We start from the raw sequence: 18,122 nt of genomic DNA on the forward strand, positions 1-18,122 counted from the left end.
GGCCTGAAGCAGGGCGCCGATGACTACCTGGTCAAGCCGTTCCATGTCGAAGAGCTGCTGGCCCGCGTCAACGCGCTGCTGCGCCGCGCCGCTGGCTGGTCCAAGCCGACCCTGGAATGTGGCCCGGTGGCGCTGGATCTGGCCGCACAGACCGTGAGCGTGGGCGGCAGCAATGTCGACCTCACCAGCTATGAGTACAAGGTGCTGGAATACCTGATGATGCACGCCGGTGAGCTGGTCTCCAAGGCCGACCTGACCGAGCACATCTACCAGCAGGATTTCGACCGCGACTCCAACGTGCTGGAAGTGTTCATCGGCCGCCTGCGCAAGAAGCTGGACCCGGACGGCGAACTCAAGCCGATCGAAACCGTGCGTGGCCGCGGCTACCGCTTCGCGATTCCGCGCAACGAGGGCTGAGCCCCGCCAAGGGGTAGAGCGTGATGAAGGGCCGTCAGTGGCTATTGAAGCGTTGGCGGCCCCGCTCCTTGCAGGCCCGCCAGCTGTTGGCGGCGTCGGTGGGCCTGGTGGCCTTCCTGGCCTTGGCCGGTTACGCGCTGGATGCGGCCTTTGGCCAGACCGCGCGTGACAACCTCAGCGAGCGCCTGAAGAACTACGCCACCGCCTATGCCGGTGGCATCGATTTCACCCGTGACGGCTCGCTGTACATCCGCGAACAGCCGCCGGATCCACGCTTCGACATCCCCGGCAATGGGCTGTACCTGCAGGTGGTGATGCCCGGTCACGTGGCCAACTCGATGTCAGCCGAAGGGCCGATGTTGCCGGACGTCAGCAATCATATGCTGAGCCCGCGCGAAGAGGTCTTCGAAGGGCCGCTGCGCATGACCCAGATCGACGGCTCCGAAGGCGAGGTCTACCGCTATGGCATGGGCCTGGTCTGGGGCGGCGACGGCGGTCCCGAATCGGAAGTGCCGTACACCATCTACGTGCTTGAGGATTCGCGCGCGCTCGGCATGCAGCTGCGCAGCTTTCGTGGTGCGGTGTGGTTCTGGTTGGGTGTCACCGGCCTGATCCTGCTGCTGCTGCAGACCCTGGTGCTGCAATGGAGCCTGCGTCCACTCAAGCGCGTGATCAACGAACTGACCAAGGTGCAGCGCGGTGAGCGCGATCGCATGAGCGAGATGCACCCGCGCGAACTGGAACCGCTGACCGAAAGCATCAATGCCTTCATCGAGAGCGAGCGCGAGAACCTGGAGCGTCAGCGCAATACCCTGGCCGACCTGGCGCACAGCCTGAAGACGCCATTGGCGGTGCTGCGCACCCAGCTGGAAAGCGGCGCCAGCAACGAGGCGGAACTGCGTGAGGAAGTAGGGGTGCAGCTGCAGCGCATGAACAACCTGGTGTCCTACCAGTTGGCACGCGCGGCGTCCTCCGGCCACAAGCTGTTCTCCGCGCCGGTGCCTATCGAGGCTACCGCGGAGGAGATCGTGCGCGGGCTGGAGAAGGTCTACGCGGCCAAGGGTGTGTTCTGTGAGTTCGAGCTGGAGCCGGGCGTCAGTTTCTACGGCGAGCCGGGTGACCTGCAGGAGCTGCTGGGCAATCTGCTGGAGAACGCCTTCAAGTGGGCCAACCGACGCGTATTGCTGACGGCCCGGCCGGTGCTGGGTGGGCAGGGCAAGCGTGCCGGCCTGGAGCTGGCGGTGGACGATGATGGCCCGGGCATTGCCGAGGACAACATCGCCAAGGTGCTGCAGCGTGGCGTGCGTGGCGACGAGCGCGTGCAGGGCCATGGCATCGGCCTGTCGATCGTGCAGGACCTGATCAAGGCCTACCGTGGCCAGTTGCACGTCAAACGTTCGGAAGAGCTGGGCGGTGCCCGCTTTGAAGTGACCCTGCCGCCGGGTATCTGATTCGGCATTGGCTGATCGCTTCAGCAGCTTGTTCGCCTGCGGCGCGTGTGTGAGCTGACGGCAACGGCCAACCCCTCCCCTACGCAGTGCGCGCGCAAGGGCGGGGGCAGTGCAGGCGCTTTGCTCCCTCCCTTTGGCGTAGCCAAGGGGAGGGCCGGGGAGGGGTTGGCTGTTGATCCTGCTTCAGCGCTACCGCAGCGCAGCTTCAACCGGTCCATAGAACCGCCGCAGATGCCCGGCCACCGCCGGCATGGCCTGCACAAGCAGTTCCGGTGCCGAGAAGTGATATTCGCTGACCACCGCGAAGAATTCCTCCGGCGCCTCCGCCGCATAGGGATCAATCACCGTCTCAAGCCCAGCATCCACCTGCGCGCAGAACGCGTCATAGGCCTGCTGGAAATCCGTCGCCCATTGCCGCTGCCAGTCGCGCGGCAGCGGTGGGGTGCCGTCGATGGCGCCATCCAGCGCATCGATCTTGTGCGCCATCTCATGTACCGCCACGCAGAAGCCAGCATGCGGATCGGCGATGTCGGCCTGCACGTCGGCCCAGGACAGGATCAGTGGGCCGCTGTCCCAGGATTCGCCGATCAGCTCATCATCCCATTGGTGCAGCACCCCGGCCGCATCCACATGGTCGCGGCGCACGCGGAAGGCCTCGGGATAGACCACCAGCTCCGACCAGCCATGCAGGCCTTCTGCACCGAACTCGATCAGCGGCAGGCAGCACAGCGCCGCCAGCATCAGGCGCTGGCTGTCATCCAGCGCCAGTCCGGCAACCGGGGTGATGGTCTTGCGCTGCAGGAAGATGCCCACCAGCCGACGCAGGCGCGCTTCCCGCTCGGTGCCCAGCGCAGCCAGCCACGGGCATTGCCTGCAGGCCTGCTGCCAGAGGGCGTCATCGATGGGGACAGGCTTGCGCTGGAACCAGCGCAACAACGACTGGATCAGCGGAACATCCCGGGCAGGTAGCGGTGCCACTTGGGCGCGCGCAGGCGCGGGATCAGCTCGTCATCGCTGCCGCCACCTGCGGCGCGCGGCTGTACCGGCTTGGAGGCCGGCAGGGCCGGTGCCGGGGTGTTGGCGATGCCCACCGACGCAGCCGGTGCGGCCACCCGCTCCACTTCCGCCGGCGCGTAGCTGCAGCCGCTCTGGCCAGCACCGCCGAGCGCGTCCGAAGCCTGCGCTGCAACCGGGGCCAGCAATAGGATCAGGCAATGTGCGAGGTGGCGCATCGACAACATCCAAGAGCGGGTGAGTTCCCGATCATAGCCTGCTTTACTGGCTGAATTGGGCCTGCCCATGCGCGGCTTGCGGGGCATAACGCATAATTTCGCCGTCTGTATCTGAGGAACGCGCTGTGGATGACCGCCAACTACTGGCCAAGCTGAGTGCCGGGGCTTTGTCCGGCGACGCGCTGGCGCGGGAACTGGGGGTCACCCGGGCCGCGGTTTGGAAGCGAATTCAAGGACTTCGCGCTGCCGGGGTGGATATCCAGGGGCGCGCCGGTGATGGCTACTCGCTGGCCCAGCCATTGGACCTGCTGGATCCGCGGCAGATCCGCGAGGGTCTTTCCGCGACGGTGCAGGACCAGCTCAATGCGTTGGAAGTTGCCTGGACCGTGGCCTCCACCAATACCGAATTGCTGCGACGCAGCACCTCTGGGCGCGGTGTGGACGTGCTGCTGGCCGAGCGCCAGACCGGCGGCCGCGGCCGACGAGGCCGGCATTGGGCCTCGCCGCTGGCCGCGCACATCTATGTATCACTGTCGCGTGGTTTCGGCGGTGGCCTGTCGCGGATGGGCGGGCTGAGCCTGGCGGTAGGCGTGGCGGTGGTCGAGGCCCTGCATGGCCTGGGCTTCCGCCAGGCCGGCCTGAAGTGGCCGAACGATGTGGTGGTGGACGGGCACAAGTTGGGAGGGTTGCTGGTGGAGGGCGGTGGCGAGTTTGCCGGCCCGGCCCGGGCAGTGATCGGCCTGGGCTTGAACGTGCGCATGCCGACTGCCGCAGCCGAGGAAATCACCCAGCCCTGGACCGATCTGGATACGCTGGCGGGCCAGCAACTGTCGCGCAACCAGGTGGTTGCCGCACTGTTGTCGGCATTGCTGCCGGCGCTGGCGCTGTTTGAACAGCAGGGGTTGGCGCCGTTCCTGCCCCGTTACGCGGGCATGGATGTCCTGCAGGGGCGCACCGTGCGGGTGGAAGATGCCGGCACCTGGCATGAAGGCCTGGCCTGTGGGCTGGCTGAGGACGGCGCACTGAAGGTGCTTATCGAAGGGCGGGAAACCTGTTTCCATGCCGGGGAAGTCAGCGTGAGGGCGGCATGAGCGATTGGTTGTTTGATCTGGGGAATTCGCGCTTCAAGTTTGCACCGCTGCAGGGCGAGCGCGCCGGCAGCGTGCAGGCATGGGCCCATGGTGCCGAGGCGATGGACGCACCCGCGCTGGACGCGTTGCCGCGCGGCGATACCGCCTGGGTGGCCAGCGTGGCCTCGGCGGCACTGACTAGGCAGGTGATGGAGGTGCTGGGCGGTCGTTTCGCCCAGGTGCGCGTCGCGCACACGCTGCCGGAATGCGGCGGGGTGCGCGTGGCCTATGCACGCCCGGAAAAGTTTGGCGTTGATCGCTTCCTGGGGCTGCTGGCGGTCGCGCCAGCGCAGCAGGCCGTGCTGGTGGTTGGCGTGGGCACGGCCCTGACCATCGATCTGCTCGATGCCGACGGCCTGCACCGGGGGGGCCGCATCGGCGCCTCGCCGACGGTGATGCGCGAGGCCTTGCATGCGCGTGCCGTGCAGCTGCCGGCCACCGGCGGTGACTATGCCGAATTCGCCAACGACACCGACGATGCGCTGGCTTCCGGCTGTGATGGCGCGGCGGTGGCGTTGGTGGAGCGCAGTCTGTGCCAGGCCACGGCGCTGCTTGGCACCGCGCCAACGCTGGTGGTTCATGGTGGCGGCGCGCTGCCGCTGTTGCCGTTGATCCCCGCCGCCGACTACCGGCCGGCGCTGGTGCTCGACGGATTGGCACGCTGGGCGCTGCACCAATGTGGCTGTGAACGGTAGGATCACGCCATGCTGACCCGTTTCCTGATCGTCATCCTCGCCATCCTCAACGTGGGCGTGGCCTTGTGGTGGATGCTGCCGCGTGCCGAGCCGGCAGTCGAACCCGTGCGCGCCGAACCGGGCGTGGCCAGCCTGGAGGTATTGCCCTCACCCACGACGGCAGCACCTGTTGCGCCGGCAACCACGGTGGTGCCGGAGCAAGCGCCAGCGCTGGCAACAGCCGCTGCCGTGCCGCCAACGGCCGAGCCGGCCAAGCCGGCGGCGCCAGCCGCCGCCGAGCCCAAGCCTGCCGAACCTGTTCCGGCTGCAGCTGCGGTTCCCACCCCAGCCGTGGCCGAGCAATGCGCCAGCTTTGGCCCGTTCGCGGCCCAGGCCCAAGCCCAGGCCGCGCTGTCGGCACTGGCTGGCGCAGTCGTACGCAGCCGCCTGCGTGAAGTGCCGGGCAAGCCAGCCAGCAGCTACCGCGTCTTCATTCCTCCGGCCGCCAGCCGTGAGGAAGCGCAGGCCACCGCCAAACGCATCGTGGAGGCGGGTTTCAACGACTATTTCATCGTCTCCCAGGGCGAGGAGGCCAATGCCGTGGCCTTGGGCCAGTACCGCAACCGCGAGGGCGCCGAGCGCCGTCTGGCGGCACTGACGGCCGCTGGCTTCCCGGCCAAGTTGGGCAGCAATGGCGGTGAGGGGGCTGCGGTCTGGTGGCTGGACGTGGCCAGCAAGGACGCCGCCGGGCTGGCTACGGCGAAACAGCGCAGCGCCGCCGCGCAACAACAGTCGTTGGATTGCGCGCGGCTGCGCTAGAATGGCGCGCCCACCCGGGGCGCAGGCAGCGGAAACGCCGCCTGCAGGGAGGCCGGGCTTGCCGCCACAAGCTGCCAGTCTCCTACCTAAGCAGTACCCATTGCCGCTTTAGCTCAGTTGGTAGAGCAACTGTCTTGTAAACAGTAGGTCATCCGTTCGATTCGGATAAGCGGCACCATCGCCTGATCCCATGGCGTCCAAGCAAGTCCAGAATTCATACTAAGCCCGCAGAATTGCGGGCTTTTTTGTGTGCTTTGGTCCGATCTTGTCCACGTACATCCAGCGACGTTGGGGGTACAAGTGGGGGTACATTTCGAAAAATGGAGTTCAGCAAGGAGGATGTACCCCCAATGGGTGCTAAGCAATTGACAGATATGGCCGCGCGCAACGCGAAGGCCAAGGACAAGCCCTACAAGCTGGCGGCAGGGGCAGGCCTTTACCCGCACGTGATGCCCAACGGGGCCAGGTACTGGCGGATGAAGTACCGCTGGGATGGCAAGGAGAAACTGCTTGCGATCGGGGTGTACCCCGAGGTTTCGTTGAAGGAAGCTGGAGAAGCCCGGGATGAGGCTAGGGCGAAGCTTCGTGCGGGACGTGATCCCTCCGAGCACAAACAATTGAGCAGGCTCACGTCCAAGCTGTCAGTGGATACCCGCTTCCAGGCGATAGCCATGGAATGGCTCGAGTCCCGGGGGGACTTGGCGCAGTCAACGCGGGAGAAGGCAGCATGGATGCTTGAGACCTATGCCTTTCCTTGGTTGGGCAAGAGGCAGATCAACGAGATTGGCACTGCTGAGGTATTGGCGGTGCTGCGCAGATTAGAGGCTCAGGAAAAGATCGAGTCCACGCAACGTCTTCGCCAGATCTGTGGGCAGGTCTTTCGCTACGCCGTGGCCACCGGAAGGTTGGATCGTGACCCGACCAGTGCTCTTCGTGGTGCTTTGAAGACGGCGAAGAATAGGCACTACGCGTCAATCACCGATCCGGCGAAGGTTGGTGAGCTGATGCGGGCAATTGATGGGTACACGGGGCAGCTCGTCACGCAATGTGCGCTCCGCTTTGCTCCCCTGGTCTTCACTCGTCCGGGGGAGCTGCGTAAGGCGGAATGGGAGGAGTTCGATCTTGCTGCGAAGCAATGGAACATCCCTGGAGCGAAAATGAAGATGGGGGTAGCTCACGTTGTTCCGCTTTCCAAGCAGGCAGTTGCAGTACTTTAGGAACTGCGACCGGTCACGGGGAATGGACGCTACGTGTTTCCGTCCGTTCGGAGTTCAAGGGATCCAATGAGCGAGAACACCGTCAATGCAGCTCTTCGTCCTGGGCTACGGGACTGACGATATGATCGGGCATGGCTTCCGAAGCATGGCATCCACTTTGCTTCATGAGATGGGATGGACATCAGATGCGATCGAAAGACAGCTTGCTCACTCTGAAAGAAACCCCATCAAAGCTGCCTACAATCGAGCGGAACACTTGCCTGAGCGCAGGAAGATGATGCAGGCGTGGGCAGACTACTTGGGTGAGTTGAAGGGGAAAGGTCAGCCGCATCTAAAGTTGGTGGGCTGACTCTCCACTTTTATGTCTTAGATCGCCCTGCGCGACAGTAGTCGCGCAGGGCCCTACCGACCCAAAACGGAAGTTCAACAGCCTAAAGTCAATGGCCGCCCCGCGGCGATCATCCCCTTCTGCTGTGGGCAGTGCGGGGTGATGAACTCCTGTTTCAAGCCGTAACTACGCACCAGTCGGGTGTAGTCGCGACTGGTGGAGACCAGGCCGTTGTCGGAGCGAAGAAGGAAGGGCTCCCGTACTCGCCCCAGCGTGCCATAGCGCGTGAGCAGGGCTTGCTCCAGGGCGGCCGAAGCCGTACTGGCCTTACCAGTCCGTGACAGGTGCCAGCCAGGTAGCTGGCGCGTGCTGCAGTCGATAACCAGCGCCAGGCGGAGTCAGCCATCCTTGCCACCCCATGCACGGCATAGGTCCGTGGCCCAACGCTGATCCGGAAGTTCAGCACGGGAGACCTTGGCTTCGATCCTCGGCCGGTGCCTCAACGCCCGCTTGCGGACCTGCCACCCCTTGAGCTGGAAGATGCGCTGCGCCGTGTTCTTGTTCACGCCAAGCAGTGCGGCGACCGTGCGATATCCGAACGACGGTTCGGCCTCGATCATCTCCTTGATTGGCTCGGCCAACTCCGGCTTCACTTTGGCCGGCGACCTGGTTGGCTTGTAGTACGTCGTGCGACGGGCTACCTCAAACCAGTGGCACACCTTGGTCATCGGCACCGAGAAACCTTCGTCCTTCAGGCCCTGCTGGACCGAGCGCATCAGCTCTCGTCCTTTCCCAGCAGGGAGGCCAGCTTTTTTCGCGCGCGGATCTCCAGCATCGCCTCGCCGTAGGCTTCCTGCAGGTTCTTGAGCTAGCGTTCGTATTGCTCGCGCGCATCCTCCGGCTTGGCCCGCAGTGCGTTCTCCATGCCGCGCTTGCCGTCCTCAACCCAGCTCTCGATCTCGGCTGGGGTCAGGTCCAATTGATGGCTTGCAGCAGCCGCCGTCGTCTTGCCCTGGATGATCTCAAGGACCAGCGCCGACTTGGGTCGGGCGGTCCAGCGCTTGATCTCTTCTTCCATAATTTCGCTCATCGATGTCTCCTTCGGGGAAATCAACACCTGAGCAGGTTCTCAGTGGGTCATTACAAAGGCTTCTTTGGGCTACTCAAGCGTGAGCGAGTCTATCGACTACACCACCAAGGAATACGGCCCGGATCGCATTGTCGGCTTCTCGCCGATCCCGGCGATGTCGATGGTGTCCTACGCCGCCGGTGCGCGCTATCTGTCGCTGCTCGGTGGTGCCTGTCTTTCCTTCTACGACTGGTATTGCGATCTGCCGCCGGCCTCGCCGCAGGTGTGGGGCGAGCAGACCGACGTGCCGGAATCGGCCGATTGGTACAACAGCCGTTACATCATCGCCTGGGGCTCGAACGTGCCGCAGACGCGTACGCCGGATGCGCACTTCTTCACCGAGGCGCGCTACAACGGCACCAAGACGGTGGCGATCTGCCCCGACTATTCCGAACTGGCCAAGCTCACCGACCATTGGCTGCATCCCAAGCAGGGCACCGATGCCGCGCTGGCATTCGCCTTCGGCCATGTGATCCTGCGCGAGTTCCACGTCGATACGCCCTCGCAGTACTTCCAGGACTACTGCCGCCAGTACTCGGACATGCCGATGCTGGTGCGCATCGAGCGCCGTGCCGATGGCCGTCTGGTGCCGGGTCACTTCCTGCGCGCCAGTGAGCTGGGCGGCCTTGGTGAAGGCAACAACCCGGAATGGAAGACACTGGCGTTCGACGAGAACAGCGGTGATATCACCGTGCCGAATGGCTCGGTCGGCTTCCGTTGGGGCGAGAAGGGCAAGTGGAACATCGAGGAGAAAGCCAGCGATGGCCATGACACGCGCCTGCGCCTGAGTCTGGCCGACATCCACGACGGCATCGAGGCAGTGAGCTTCCCGTACTTCGGCGGCATCGAGAGCGACGGCTGGACCGCCGCACCGGCCGAAGAAGTGCTGGAGCGCAACATCCCGCTGCGTCGCCTGCAGCTGGCTGATGGTGGGGAAGCGCTGGTGGCCACGGTCTACGACCTGCTGCTTGCACAGTACGGTGTTGATCGCGGCTTCGGCGGCGGCAATGTCGCCAAGAGCTTCGATGACAACGTGCCGGGCACGCCTGCCTGGCAGGAGCGCATCACCGGCGTGTCACGCGCCGAGGTGATCGAGATCGCCCGTGAGTTCGCCCGCACCGCCGACAAGACCCATGGTCGCAGCATGATCATCGTCGGCGCCGGCATGAACCACTGGTTCCACAACGACATGAACTACCGCGGCCTGATCAACATGCTGGTCATGTGCGGTTGTGTTGGTCAGACCGGTGGTGGCTGGGCGCATTACGTGGGCCAGGAAAAGCTGCGTCCGCAGACCGGCTGGCAGCCGCTGGCCTTCGGCCTGGACTGGAGCCGCCCGCCGCGGCAGATGAACGGCACCTCGTTCTTCTACTTCAACACCGGGCAGTGGCGTTACGAGAAGCTGCAGGTGGACGAACTGCTGTCGCCACTGGCCGATGCCTCCAAGTACAGCGGCAGCCTGGCCGACCTCAACCTGCGCGCGGTGCGCATGGGCTGGCTGCCGAGCGCACCGCAGCTGGACCGCAATCCGCTGCAGCTGGTGCGCGAGGCCGAACAGGCCGGCATCGCACCGGCCGACTACGCGCTGTCCAAGTTCAAGGACGGTTCGCTGGACTTCGCCTTCGCCGATCCGGATGCCGCGCAGAATCACCCGCGGATGATGTTCATCTGGCGCTCCAACCTGCTCGGTTCCTCCGGCAAGGGCCACGAGTACATGCTGCGGCATCTGCTTGGCACCCGTCATGGCCTGCAGGGCAAGGACCTGGGCGAGATGGGCGCGCTCAAGCCCGAGGACGTGAAGTGGCGTGACGAAGCCCCGGAAGGCAAGCTCGACCTGCTGGTGACGCTGGATTTCCGCATGTGCACCACCGCGCTGTACTCGGACATCGTGCTGCCGACCGCCACCTGGTACGAGAAGGACGACCTGAATACCTCGGATATGCATCCCTTCATCCACCCGCTGTCCAAGGCGGTGGATCCGGCCTGGGAATCACGCAGTGACTGGGAAATCTTCAAGGGTGTCGCGCGCACACTCAGCGACATGGCACCGGGCGTGCTCGGTGTCGAGAAGGATCTGGTGCTGGTACCGACCCTGCACGACACGCCCAACGAACTGGGCATGCCGTTCGGCGTGGCTGACTGGAAGAAGGGCCAGTGCGAGGCCATTCCCGGCAAGACCATGCCGAGCATGGCGGTGGTCGAGCGCGACTATCCCAACCTCTACCGCAAGTTCACCTCGCTGGGTCCGCTGCTGGACAAGCTCGGCAACGGCGGCAAGGGCATGAGCTGGGATACCAAGCACGAGGTGGAATTCCTCGGCAAGCTCAACCACACCGTGCTGGACGAAGGCATCAGCCAGGGCCGGCCGGCGATTGATACCGCCATCGACGCCTGTGAAGTGATCCTGCACCTGGCACCGGAAACCAATGGCCATGTCGCGGTCAAGGCCTGGGAATCGCTGGGCACCTTCACCGGCCGCGAGCACACGCATCTGGCGGTGGGCAAGGAACACGAGGCGATCCGCTTCCGTGACATCCAGGCGCAGCCGCGCAAGATCATCTCCTCGCCGATCTGGTCCGGACTGGAAGACGACAACGTCAGCTACAACGCCGGCTACACCAATGTGCACGAGCTGATTCCCTGGCGCACCGTCACCGGCCGCCAACAGTTCTACCAGGACCACGAGTGGATGATCGACTTCGGTGAGGCCTTCATGAGCTACCGGCCGCCGGTCAACACACGCACGGTGGAGCCGCTGCTCAACAAGCGCCAGAACGGCAACAAGGAGATCGTGCTGAACTGGATCACCCCGCACCAGAAGTGGGGCATCCACAGCACCTACAGCGACAACCTGATCATGCAGACGCTGTCGCGTGGCGGTCCCATCGTCTGGTTGAGCGAGGACGATGCGCGCAATGCCGGCATCGAGGACAACGACTGGATCGAGCTGTTCAACGTCAACGGTGCGATCGCCGCGCGCGCGGTGGTCAGCCAGCGGGTGATGCCGGGGATGGCGATGATGTACCACGCCCAGGAACGCATCATCAATGTGCCGGGTTCGGAGATCTCCGGCACCCGCGGCGGCATCCACAACTCGGTGACCCGCATCGTGCTCAAGCCTACCCACATGATCGGCGGCTACGCGCAGCTGGCCTGGGGCTTCAACTACTACGGTACCTGCGGTACCAACCGCGATGAGTTCGTGATCGTGCGCAAGATGGACAAGATCGATTGGCTGGATGACGAGCAATCAAACTCGAATACCTCGGGCGCCGCACGGGAGGTGGTGTGATGAAAGTACGTGCCCAGATTGCGATGGTGTTGAACCTGGACAAGTGCATCGGCTGCCACACCTGCTCGATCACCTGCAAGAACGTGTGGACCTCGCGCGAAGGCGTGGAGTACGCCTGGTTCAACAACGTCGAGACCAAGCCCGGCATCGGTTATCCCAAGGAATGGGAAAACCAGGAGAAGTGGAACGGCGGTTGGGTGCGCAACGGCAGCGGCAAGCTGGTGCCGCGCGCCGGTGGTCGCTGGCGCATGCTGGCCAAGATCTTCTCCAACCCCGATCTGCCGCAGATCGACGACTACTACGAGCCGTTCGACTTCGATTACCAGCACCTGCATGACGCGCCTGAGCTGAAGCACCAGCCGACCGCGCGTCCACGCTCGCTGCTGACCGGCCAGCGCATGGAGAAGATCGAGTGGGGTCCGAACTGGGAGGAAATCCTCGGCAGCGAGTTCTCCAAGCGTTCGCGCGATTACAACTTCGACAAGGTGCAGAGGGAGATCTACGGCGCCTTCGAGAAGACCTTCATGATGTACCTGCCGCGGCTGTGCGAGCACTGCCTCAACCCGGCCTGCGTTTCGGCGTGCCCCTCCGGCGCGATCTACAAGCGCGAGGAAGACGGCATCGTGCTGATCGACCAGGACAAGTGCCGTGGTTGGCGCATGTGCGTGTCGGCCTGCCCGTACAAGAAGATCTATTACAACTGGAAGAGCGGCAAATCCGAGAAGTGCATCTTCTGCTACCCGCGCATCGAGATGGGCGAGCCCACCGTGTGCTCGGAAACCTGCGTGGGCCGCATCCGCTACCTCGGAGTTATGCTGTACGACGCCGACCGCATTGCCGAGGCCGCATCGGTGGCGGCGGAGAAGGACCTGTACCAGTCGCACCTGGACATCTTCCTGGACCCGTTCGACCCGGCGGTGATCGCCGCCGCACGTGCCGAAGGCATTCCCGACAGCTGGCTGGAGTCGGCCAAGCTGTCGCCGGTCTACAAGCTGGCCATCGACTGGAAGCTGGCGCTGCCGCTGCACCCGGAATACCGAACCTTGCCAATGGTCTGGTACGTGCCGCCGTTGTCGCCGATCCAGTCGGCGGCCGAACGTGGCCACGTCGGCATGAGCGGCGAGCTGCCGGATATCGCTTCGTTGCGCATCCCGGTGCGTTACCTGGCAAACCTGCTGACTGCCGGTGATGAAGCGCCGGTCATCCGCGCACTTGAGCGGTTGATGGCGATGCGTGCCTGGCGCCGCGCCAAGAACGTGGATGGCGTGGAAGACATGCGCGTGCTCGAACAGGTGGGGCTGACCCCGGCGCAGGTGGAAGAGATGTACCGCTACCTGGCCATCGCCAACTACGAGGACCGTTTCGTCATTCCGAGCGCCCATCGTGAGTACGCCAACGACGCCTTCGGCGAACGTGGCGGCTGCGGTTTCACCTTCGGCAATGGCTGCAACGGCGACAGCCCGGCCGATCTGTTCACCCAGCGCAAGAGCACCACCTTCGCGGTGCATCCCAACCGCCAGCACCGGCATGAGGTGGTGAAATGAGTGTGCTCAAGCTGATTGGCGTATTGCTGGACTATCCGCGTGATGAGCTTTGGCAGCATGGCGAGGAGCTGCTTGAGGCCTGCGACGATCCGGCACTGTCGCCGGCCCGTCGCAGGCAGTTGCAGGCCTTCGTCCGTGACCTGCTCGCCACCGACCCGCTGGACGCGCAGGACCGCTGGCTGGCCACGTTCGACCGTGGCCGCTCGATGAGCCTGCTGGTGTTCGAACACATCCATGGCGAGTCGCGTGATCGCGGCCAGGCCATGGTCGACCTGATCGATGCCTATCGCAAGAACGGTTTCGAGCTGGATGCGCGCGAGCTGCCGGACTATCTGCCGCTGCTGCTGGAATACCTCTCGCACCGGCCGCAGGCCGAGGCAAAGGACTGGCTGCACCACATCGGCCACATCGCCGGCATGCTCGCCGCGCGCGCGGCCGAGCGGCAGTTGCCGCATGCGGTGCTGCTGGAGATCCTGGTCGAGGCGGGCGAGGGCAAGGTCAACCTGGCCGTGCTGCGCCAGCGGGCCAGCGAAGAAGTGCGCGACGACACCGTCGAAGCCATGGACCGCCTGTGGGAAGAGGAAGCGGTGCGCTTTGGCACCGATGCACCTTCGCAGGATTGCGATCCACCCCATCGTTCACCGGCACGCGCGCAGCCGCGGGAGATCCAGCCATGAATTACCTCAATCAGTTCGCCTTCCAGTTCTATCCCTACATCGCGGTGGCGGTGCTGTTGATCGGCAGCTGGGCGCGCTATGACAAGGCCATGTACAGCTGGCGTACCGGCTCCACCCAGTTGCTGTCCGACCGCGGCATGCGCTTTGGCAGCAACTGCTTCCACATCGGCATCATCGCCATCCTCGGTGGTCACTTCGTCGGCCTGCTGACCCCGCATGCGCTGTACGAGCCTTTCATCACTTCCTCGCAGAAGCAGTTGCTGGCGATGGTGGTGGGTGGCTTCTTCGGCGCGCTGTGCTTCGTCGGCATCACCATCCTGCTGGTGCGTCGCCTGACCAATGCGCGGGTGCGCGCGATTGGCAGCTTCGGTGACACGCTGGTGCTGGTGCTGCTGTTCGCCCAGCTCTGCCTCGGCCTGTACAGCATCAAGGTCTCCGCCGGACACCTGGACGGCGGGGTGATGGTGATGCTGGCCGAGTGGGCGCAGCACATCGTCACCTTCCGTGCCGGTGCCGCCGATTACGTCGAAGGCGTGCATTGGGTCTACAAGGCGCACATCTTCCTCGGCCTGACGCTGGTACTGATCGCCCCGTTCACCCGCCTGGTGCATGTGTGGAGCGTGCCGATCAGTTACCTGTGGCGGCCTCATCAGGTGGTGCGTCGTCGCCAGGCCACGCTGCGCTACGGCCCGAGGGAGTAAGCCATGGGCAGCCTGCCACGCATTCTTCCCATCACCGTCATCGATTCGCAGACGCCGGTGCCGGCCGAGGCCGGCCACCATCACGACGCCGATGACGGCCCGCGCAGCCTTGGCCAACCGGCACCGTGCAGCCTGTACGTGCAGGACACACCGATCAGCGAGGCCGATATCGCCCGCGAGATGCAATACCACCGGGCGATGCGCCCGGAGCAGTCGCGTGCCGATGCGGCGCGTGCGCTGGTGGTGCGCGAGTTGCTGCGGCTGGAAGCCGAGCGGCTTGGCCTGGCCGATGCCTCCGGCGTCGGCCAGGAAACCAGCGAGGAAGCGCGCATCCAGCAACTGATCGAACAGACGCTGGAAGACCGGGTGCCAAGCGAGGACGACTGCCGGCGTTACTTCGCGCAGAACCCCGAGCGCTTCCGCTCACCGGACCGCATCCGTGTACGCCACATCCTGCTGGCGGCACCGGCTGACGATATCGCCGGCCGGCTGAAGGCGCGCACCCAGGCCGAGCAGCTGATTGCCGAACTGCTGGATCAGCCGCACCTGTTCGTCGATCTGGCCGCGCGCCATTCGCAGTGCCCGTCCAGCAGCGAAGGCGGCGAGCTGGGTTGGCTGCAACGCGGCCAGACCACGCCGGAGTTCGATCGCCAGGTGTTCCGCCTACGGCAAGGCTTGGCCGGCTTTCCGGTGGAATCGCGCTGGGGCTACCACGTGGTCAGCGTTGACGCGCTGGAAGCAGGTGAAGCACTCACTTTCGAGCAGGTGCAGCCGCAGATCAGCGACTACCTCGAACTGCAGGTGCGCCAGCGCGACGTGCAGCAGTTCCTGCTGGAGCTGCGCGAACGCTACCCCGTGCGCGGGCTGGAAGACATCGAAGCACAGGCCGAGTAAGACGTAATCCCCCAGGAGCGGCAATGAGCCAGAATCTACAGAACGTCAGCAGCGGCGAACAACAACGTGCGCTATGGCTGAGTACCTTCGCCTTCACCGTGTGTTTCGCGGTGTGGATGATCTTCGCCATCATCGGCATCCAGATCAGCGAGCAGCTGGGCTTGAACGACACCCAGTTTGGTCTGCTGATAGCCACCCCGGTATTGACCGGCTCGGTGATCCGCGTCTTCCTCGGCATCTGGTCCGACCAGTTCGGCGGCCGCAAGGTGATGACCCTGGTGATGCTGTGCGGCGCGGCGGCGACCTGGCTGCTGACCTATGCGCAGACCTACCCGCAGTTCCTGCTGGCGGCGCTGTTCGTCGGCATTGCCGGTGGCAACTTCTCGGTCGGCGTCACCTATGTGTCCAAGTGGTTTCCGCCGGAGAAGCAGGGTACCGCATTGGGCATCTTCGGTGCCGGCAACATCGGCTCGGCGATCACCAAGCTGCTGGCGCCGCTGGTGATGGTGGCCTCGGGCTGGATGATGGTGGCCAAGCTGTGGGCCGTTGGCCTGGCGGTCACCGCCATCCTGTTTTATCTGTTCAGCAAGGAAGATCCCTCGCTGGAGGACCGCCGCCGCAGCGGCGTCAAGCCGATGTCCTTCGCCGAACAGATGGCACCGCTGAAAAACCTGCAGGTGTGGCGCTTCTCGCTGTACTACTTCTTCGTGTTCGGCGGCTTCGTCGCGTTGGCACTGTGGCTGCCGCACTATCTGGTCGGCGCCTATGGCATGGACGTCGGCACGGCCGGCGTGCTGGCGGCGTGTTACTCGATACCGGCCAGCCTGTTCCGGGTGGTGGGCGGGTGGCTGTCCGACCGTATCGGTGCGCGGCGGGTGATGTACTGGACGCTGGGGGTGTCGTCGATCTGTACCTTCATCCTGGCCTATCCAGATACGCGTTATACCGTGCAGGGCATACACGGCGAGATCAGCTTCCACCTGGCGATCAGCGTGACCCTGTTCACCGTGCTGGTGTTCGTGCTCGGCTTCTTCATGTCGCTGGGCAAGGCCGCAGTCTACAAGCACATCCCGGTCTACTACCCCCAGCACGTGGGTTCGGTGGGCGGCGTGGTCGGCATGATCGGCGGGCTCGGTGGCTTCATCCTGCCCATCGTTTTTGGCGCCCTGAATGATGCGCTCGGCATCTGGAGCAGCTGCTTCATGCTGCTGTTCGTGCTGGTCAGCATTTCCTTGACCTGGATGCACTTCGCCATCCGCCGGATGGAGCGTCGCAACTTCCCGCAGCTCGATCGCGAGACCGACCTGCCCGAAGCCATCGATGCCCGCGCGGTGGAGAAACAGCGCCGCGCTTGATCCAGATCAGGGAAACCCGGCGGTCGCTGCGCGAGGATGCAGGCATGTCAGTAGAGACCGCCGGGATGGATGACGCCACATTGCATGTCGCACTGCTGCAGCAACCCGCGCACGTGTTGTTCCCGGCGCCGGCGGAGCTGAGCCCCGGCTTTGCCGAAGCCGGCTGGCGTGCGGCCATGCAGGCCAGCAACGAGCATCTGATTCCGCGTGCGTTGACCCTGGGTTTCTGCGCACCGGCCCATGACCCGGAGCCGGCGGAGAACGTGCTGGATGCGCTGCTGGTATGCCTGCGCCTGCATGCCAACATGCTGGCCAGCGACCGCGAAGTGGCAGCCATGGTGCTGCAGCCGGGTATCGTCGAGCACCTGCCGCCCGCCCTGCTGGGCCGCCTGCTGGATGCGGTGCCGGAGCAGCTGTGCACCATTGCCCGGCCGCAGGTCGAAGTGCGGCTGGATGCGGCCAGCGATGTGGTACCAGCGTCATTGCGGGGGGTCGGTTGTACCCGGATGACAGTGATCGATCACGCCGGCGTCGATGGCCCGGCGATGCTGGCTCAGGCCCAGCAGGCCGGGTTCACCGCGTGTTACTACCAGCTGCGCGTGCCCTGCTACGCCGATGTGTCGTTCCTGCAACGGCTGCAGCGCGTGCTGGAGCTGGCACCCGAACGCATCATCCTGCCATCGCCTGCCTTGCTGCCCGAATATCCGTTGCCGGCGGACTGGCTGCAGGCGTGGCGGCTGCTGCGGGCGGCCGGCTATCTGCCGTTGGGCGGCGACCACTACCAGCGGCCGGACCTGCCAATGCCGCTGCGCAACGGTGATGGCCAGCGCCATTGCGACCTGCTCGGGGTCCCCCGGCGCGAGCGCCATGACCTGCTCGGTATTGGTGTCGGCGCCTGCAGCCAGATCGGCGATGTGATCTGCCGCATCGCACCGGAGCCACGCAGCTGGCGCGCCTGCCTGGTAGTTGGGCAGCCGGGCATATCGTCCGGGCTTATTCTTTCCGAGCATGAACGTATGACCGATGAGGTGGTGCAGAGCCTGGCCTGCGATCACGCGCTGGACATGCGCGCCTTCGAGTGGCGCAACGCGCAGCCCTTCGATGCCTGTTTCGAGCACGCGTGGAGCCGTGTCGCCATGTTCATCGAACGCGGCTGGCTGCGCCGGGACGGCGACATGCTGTTGATCCAGAACGAAGGTGAGCTGCTGTGGCGTATGATCGCAGCGTGCTTCCGCCCCTTGGCCGCTGTTGCTTGAAAACGG

The 18,122-nt window shown here is 64.7% G+C and carries 17 protein-coding genes, 1 tRNA gene and 1 pseudogene; 14 read left to right on the forward strand and 5 right to left on the reverse strand.

Going from position 1 to position 18,122, the window contains the following annotated elements; translation table 11 throughout:
* A partial coding sequence (locus tag B2527_RS17135) for a winged helix-turn-helix domain-containing protein (protein ID WP_293716527.1) occupies positions 1–417 on the forward strand: 417 nt, incomplete at its 5' end.
* 23 nt (positions 418–440) lie between these two features.
* A complete protein-coding gene (locus B2527_RS17140; protein ID WP_293716528.1) occupies positions 441–1,868 on the forward strand; it encodes an ATP-binding protein in 1,428 nt (475 codons plus the stop codon).
* A 189-nt stretch (positions 1,869–2,057) separates the two neighbouring features.
* On the opposite strand, the gene B2527_RS17145 is transcribed toward B2527_RS17140, so the two are convergent.
* Both B2527_RS17145 and B2527_RS17150 read right to left on the reverse strand, forming a co-directional pair.
* A complete protein-coding gene (locus B2527_RS17145) occupies positions 2,058–2,846 on the reverse strand; it encodes a zinc-dependent peptidase (protein ID WP_293716530.1) in 789 nt (262 codons plus the stop codon).
* Positions 2,813–3,100 (reverse strand): hypothetical protein, encoded by a 288-nt coding sequence (locus B2527_RS17150; protein WP_293716532.1) that lies wholly within the window; start codon positions 3,098–3,100, stop codon positions 2,813–2,815. The genes B2527_RS17145 and B2527_RS17150 overlap by 34 nt, the downstream gene beginning before the upstream one ends.
* A gap of 125 nt (positions 3,101–3,225) precedes the next feature.
* Between B2527_RS17150 and birA the strand changes: the two genes are divergently transcribed.
* From birA to B2527_RS17175, 5 genes are all read left to right on the forward strand, one after another.
* Positions 3,226–4,191, forward strand: a complete 966-nt coding sequence (birA, locus tag B2527_RS17155; protein ID WP_293716534.1) for a bifunctional biotin--[acetyl-CoA-carboxylase] ligase/biotin operon repressor BirA — start codon at positions 3,226–3,228, stop codon at positions 4,189–4,191.
* Positions 4,188–4,925, forward strand: coding sequence for a type III pantothenate kinase (locus B2527_RS17160; protein ID WP_293716536.1), 738 nt, complete (start codon positions 4,188–4,190; stop codon positions 4,923–4,925). The genes birA and B2527_RS17160 overlap by 4 nt, the downstream gene beginning before the upstream one ends.
* Positions 4,926–4,934: 9 nt before the next feature.
* Positions 4,935–5,723 carry an SPOR domain-containing protein gene (locus B2527_RS17165; RefSeq protein ID WP_293716538.1) on the forward strand — a complete coding sequence of 263 codons (789 nt, stop codon included), beginning with the start codon at positions 4,935–4,937 and terminating at the stop codon, positions 5,721–5,723.
* 102 nt (positions 5,724–5,825) lie between these two features.
* Positions 5,826–5,901: transfer RNA gene (locus B2527_RS17170), tRNA-Thr, on the forward strand.
* Positions 5,902–6,043: 142 nt separating this feature from the next.
* Positions 6,044–6,940, forward strand: a complete 897-nt coding sequence (locus B2527_RS17175) for a tyrosine-type recombinase/integrase (RefSeq protein ID WP_343124768.1) — start codon at positions 6,044–6,046, stop codon at positions 6,938–6,940.
* 423 nt (positions 6,941–7,363) lie between these two features.
* Here B2527_RS17175 and B2527_RS17180 read toward each other — a convergent pair whose 3' ends face one another.
* The 3 genes and pseudogenes from B2527_RS17180 to B2527_RS17190 all read right to left on the reverse strand — a co-directional run bounded on the left by B2527_RS17180 (position 7,364) and on the right by B2527_RS17190 (position 8,358).
* The gene (locus B2527_RS17180; RefSeq protein WP_343124769.1) at positions 7,364–7,660 is read right to left on the reverse strand and encodes a DDE-type integrase/transposase/recombinase; all 297 of its coding nucleotides are present in this window, start codon (positions 7,658–7,660) and stop codon (positions 7,364–7,366) included.
* A gap of 6 nt (positions 7,661–7,666) precedes the next feature.
* Positions 7,667–8,044 carry a hypothetical protein gene (locus B2527_RS17185; RefSeq protein ID WP_293716540.1) on the reverse strand — a complete coding sequence of 126 codons (378 nt, stop codon included), beginning with the start codon at positions 8,042–8,044 and terminating at the stop codon, positions 7,667–7,669.
* Positions 8,044–8,358, reverse strand: a pseudogene (locus B2527_RS17190) (DUF1153 domain-containing protein). Before B2527_RS17190 ends, B2527_RS17185 begins: the two are co-directional and overlap by 1 nt.
* Positions 8,359–8,437: 79 nt before the next feature.
* On the opposite strand from B2527_RS17190, the gene B2527_RS17195 reads away from it, so the two are divergent.
* The 7 genes from B2527_RS17195 to B2527_RS17225 are packed head-to-tail and all read left to right on the forward strand — an operon-like array spanning position 8,438 to position 18,116.
* A complete protein-coding gene (locus tag B2527_RS17195) occupies positions 8,438–11,689 on the forward strand; it encodes a nitrate reductase subunit alpha (RefSeq protein WP_293716544.1) in 3,252 nt (1,083 codons plus the stop codon).
* Positions 11,689–13,233, forward strand: coding sequence for a nitrate reductase subunit beta (narH, locus tag B2527_RS17200; protein ID WP_293716546.1), 1,545 nt, complete (start codon positions 11,689–11,691; stop codon positions 13,231–13,233). The genes B2527_RS17195 and narH overlap by 1 nt, the downstream gene beginning before the upstream one ends.
* On the forward strand, positions 13,230–13,910 hold the full coding sequence (narJ, locus tag B2527_RS17205) for a nitrate reductase molybdenum cofactor assembly chaperone (RefSeq protein ID WP_293716548.1): 681 nt from the start codon (positions 13,230–13,232) through the stop codon (positions 13,908–13,910). Before narH ends, narJ begins: the two co-directional genes overlap by 4 nt.
* Positions 13,907–14,611, forward strand: coding sequence for a respiratory nitrate reductase subunit gamma (gene narI / locus B2527_RS17210; RefSeq protein ID WP_293716550.1), 705 nt, complete (start codon positions 13,907–13,909; stop codon positions 14,609–14,611). Before narJ ends, narI begins: the two co-directional genes overlap by 4 nt.
* Positions 14,612–14,614: 3 nt before the next feature.
* Positions 14,615–15,505 carry a peptidylprolyl isomerase gene (locus B2527_RS17215; RefSeq protein WP_293716552.1) on the forward strand — a complete coding sequence of 297 codons (891 nt, stop codon included), beginning with the start codon at positions 14,615–14,617 and terminating at the stop codon, positions 15,503–15,505.
* Positions 15,506–15,528: 23 nt separating this feature from the next.
* Positions 15,529–16,860 (forward strand): MFS transporter, encoded by a 1,332-nt coding sequence (locus B2527_RS17220; protein ID WP_293716554.1) that lies wholly within the window; start codon positions 15,529–15,531, stop codon positions 16,858–16,860.
* A 44-nt stretch (positions 16,861–16,904) separates the two neighbouring features.
* A complete protein-coding gene (locus B2527_RS17225; protein WP_293716556.1) occupies positions 16,905–18,116 on the forward strand; it encodes a coproporphyrinogen III oxidase in 1,212 nt (403 codons plus the stop codon).
* Positions 18,117–18,122 lie beyond the last annotated feature (6 nt).

Source organism: Stenotrophomonas sp. UBA7606 (genome assembly GCF_002477705.1).
Lineage (GTDB): Bacteria > Pseudomonadota > Gammaproteobacteria > Xanthomonadales > Xanthomonadaceae > Stenotrophomonas.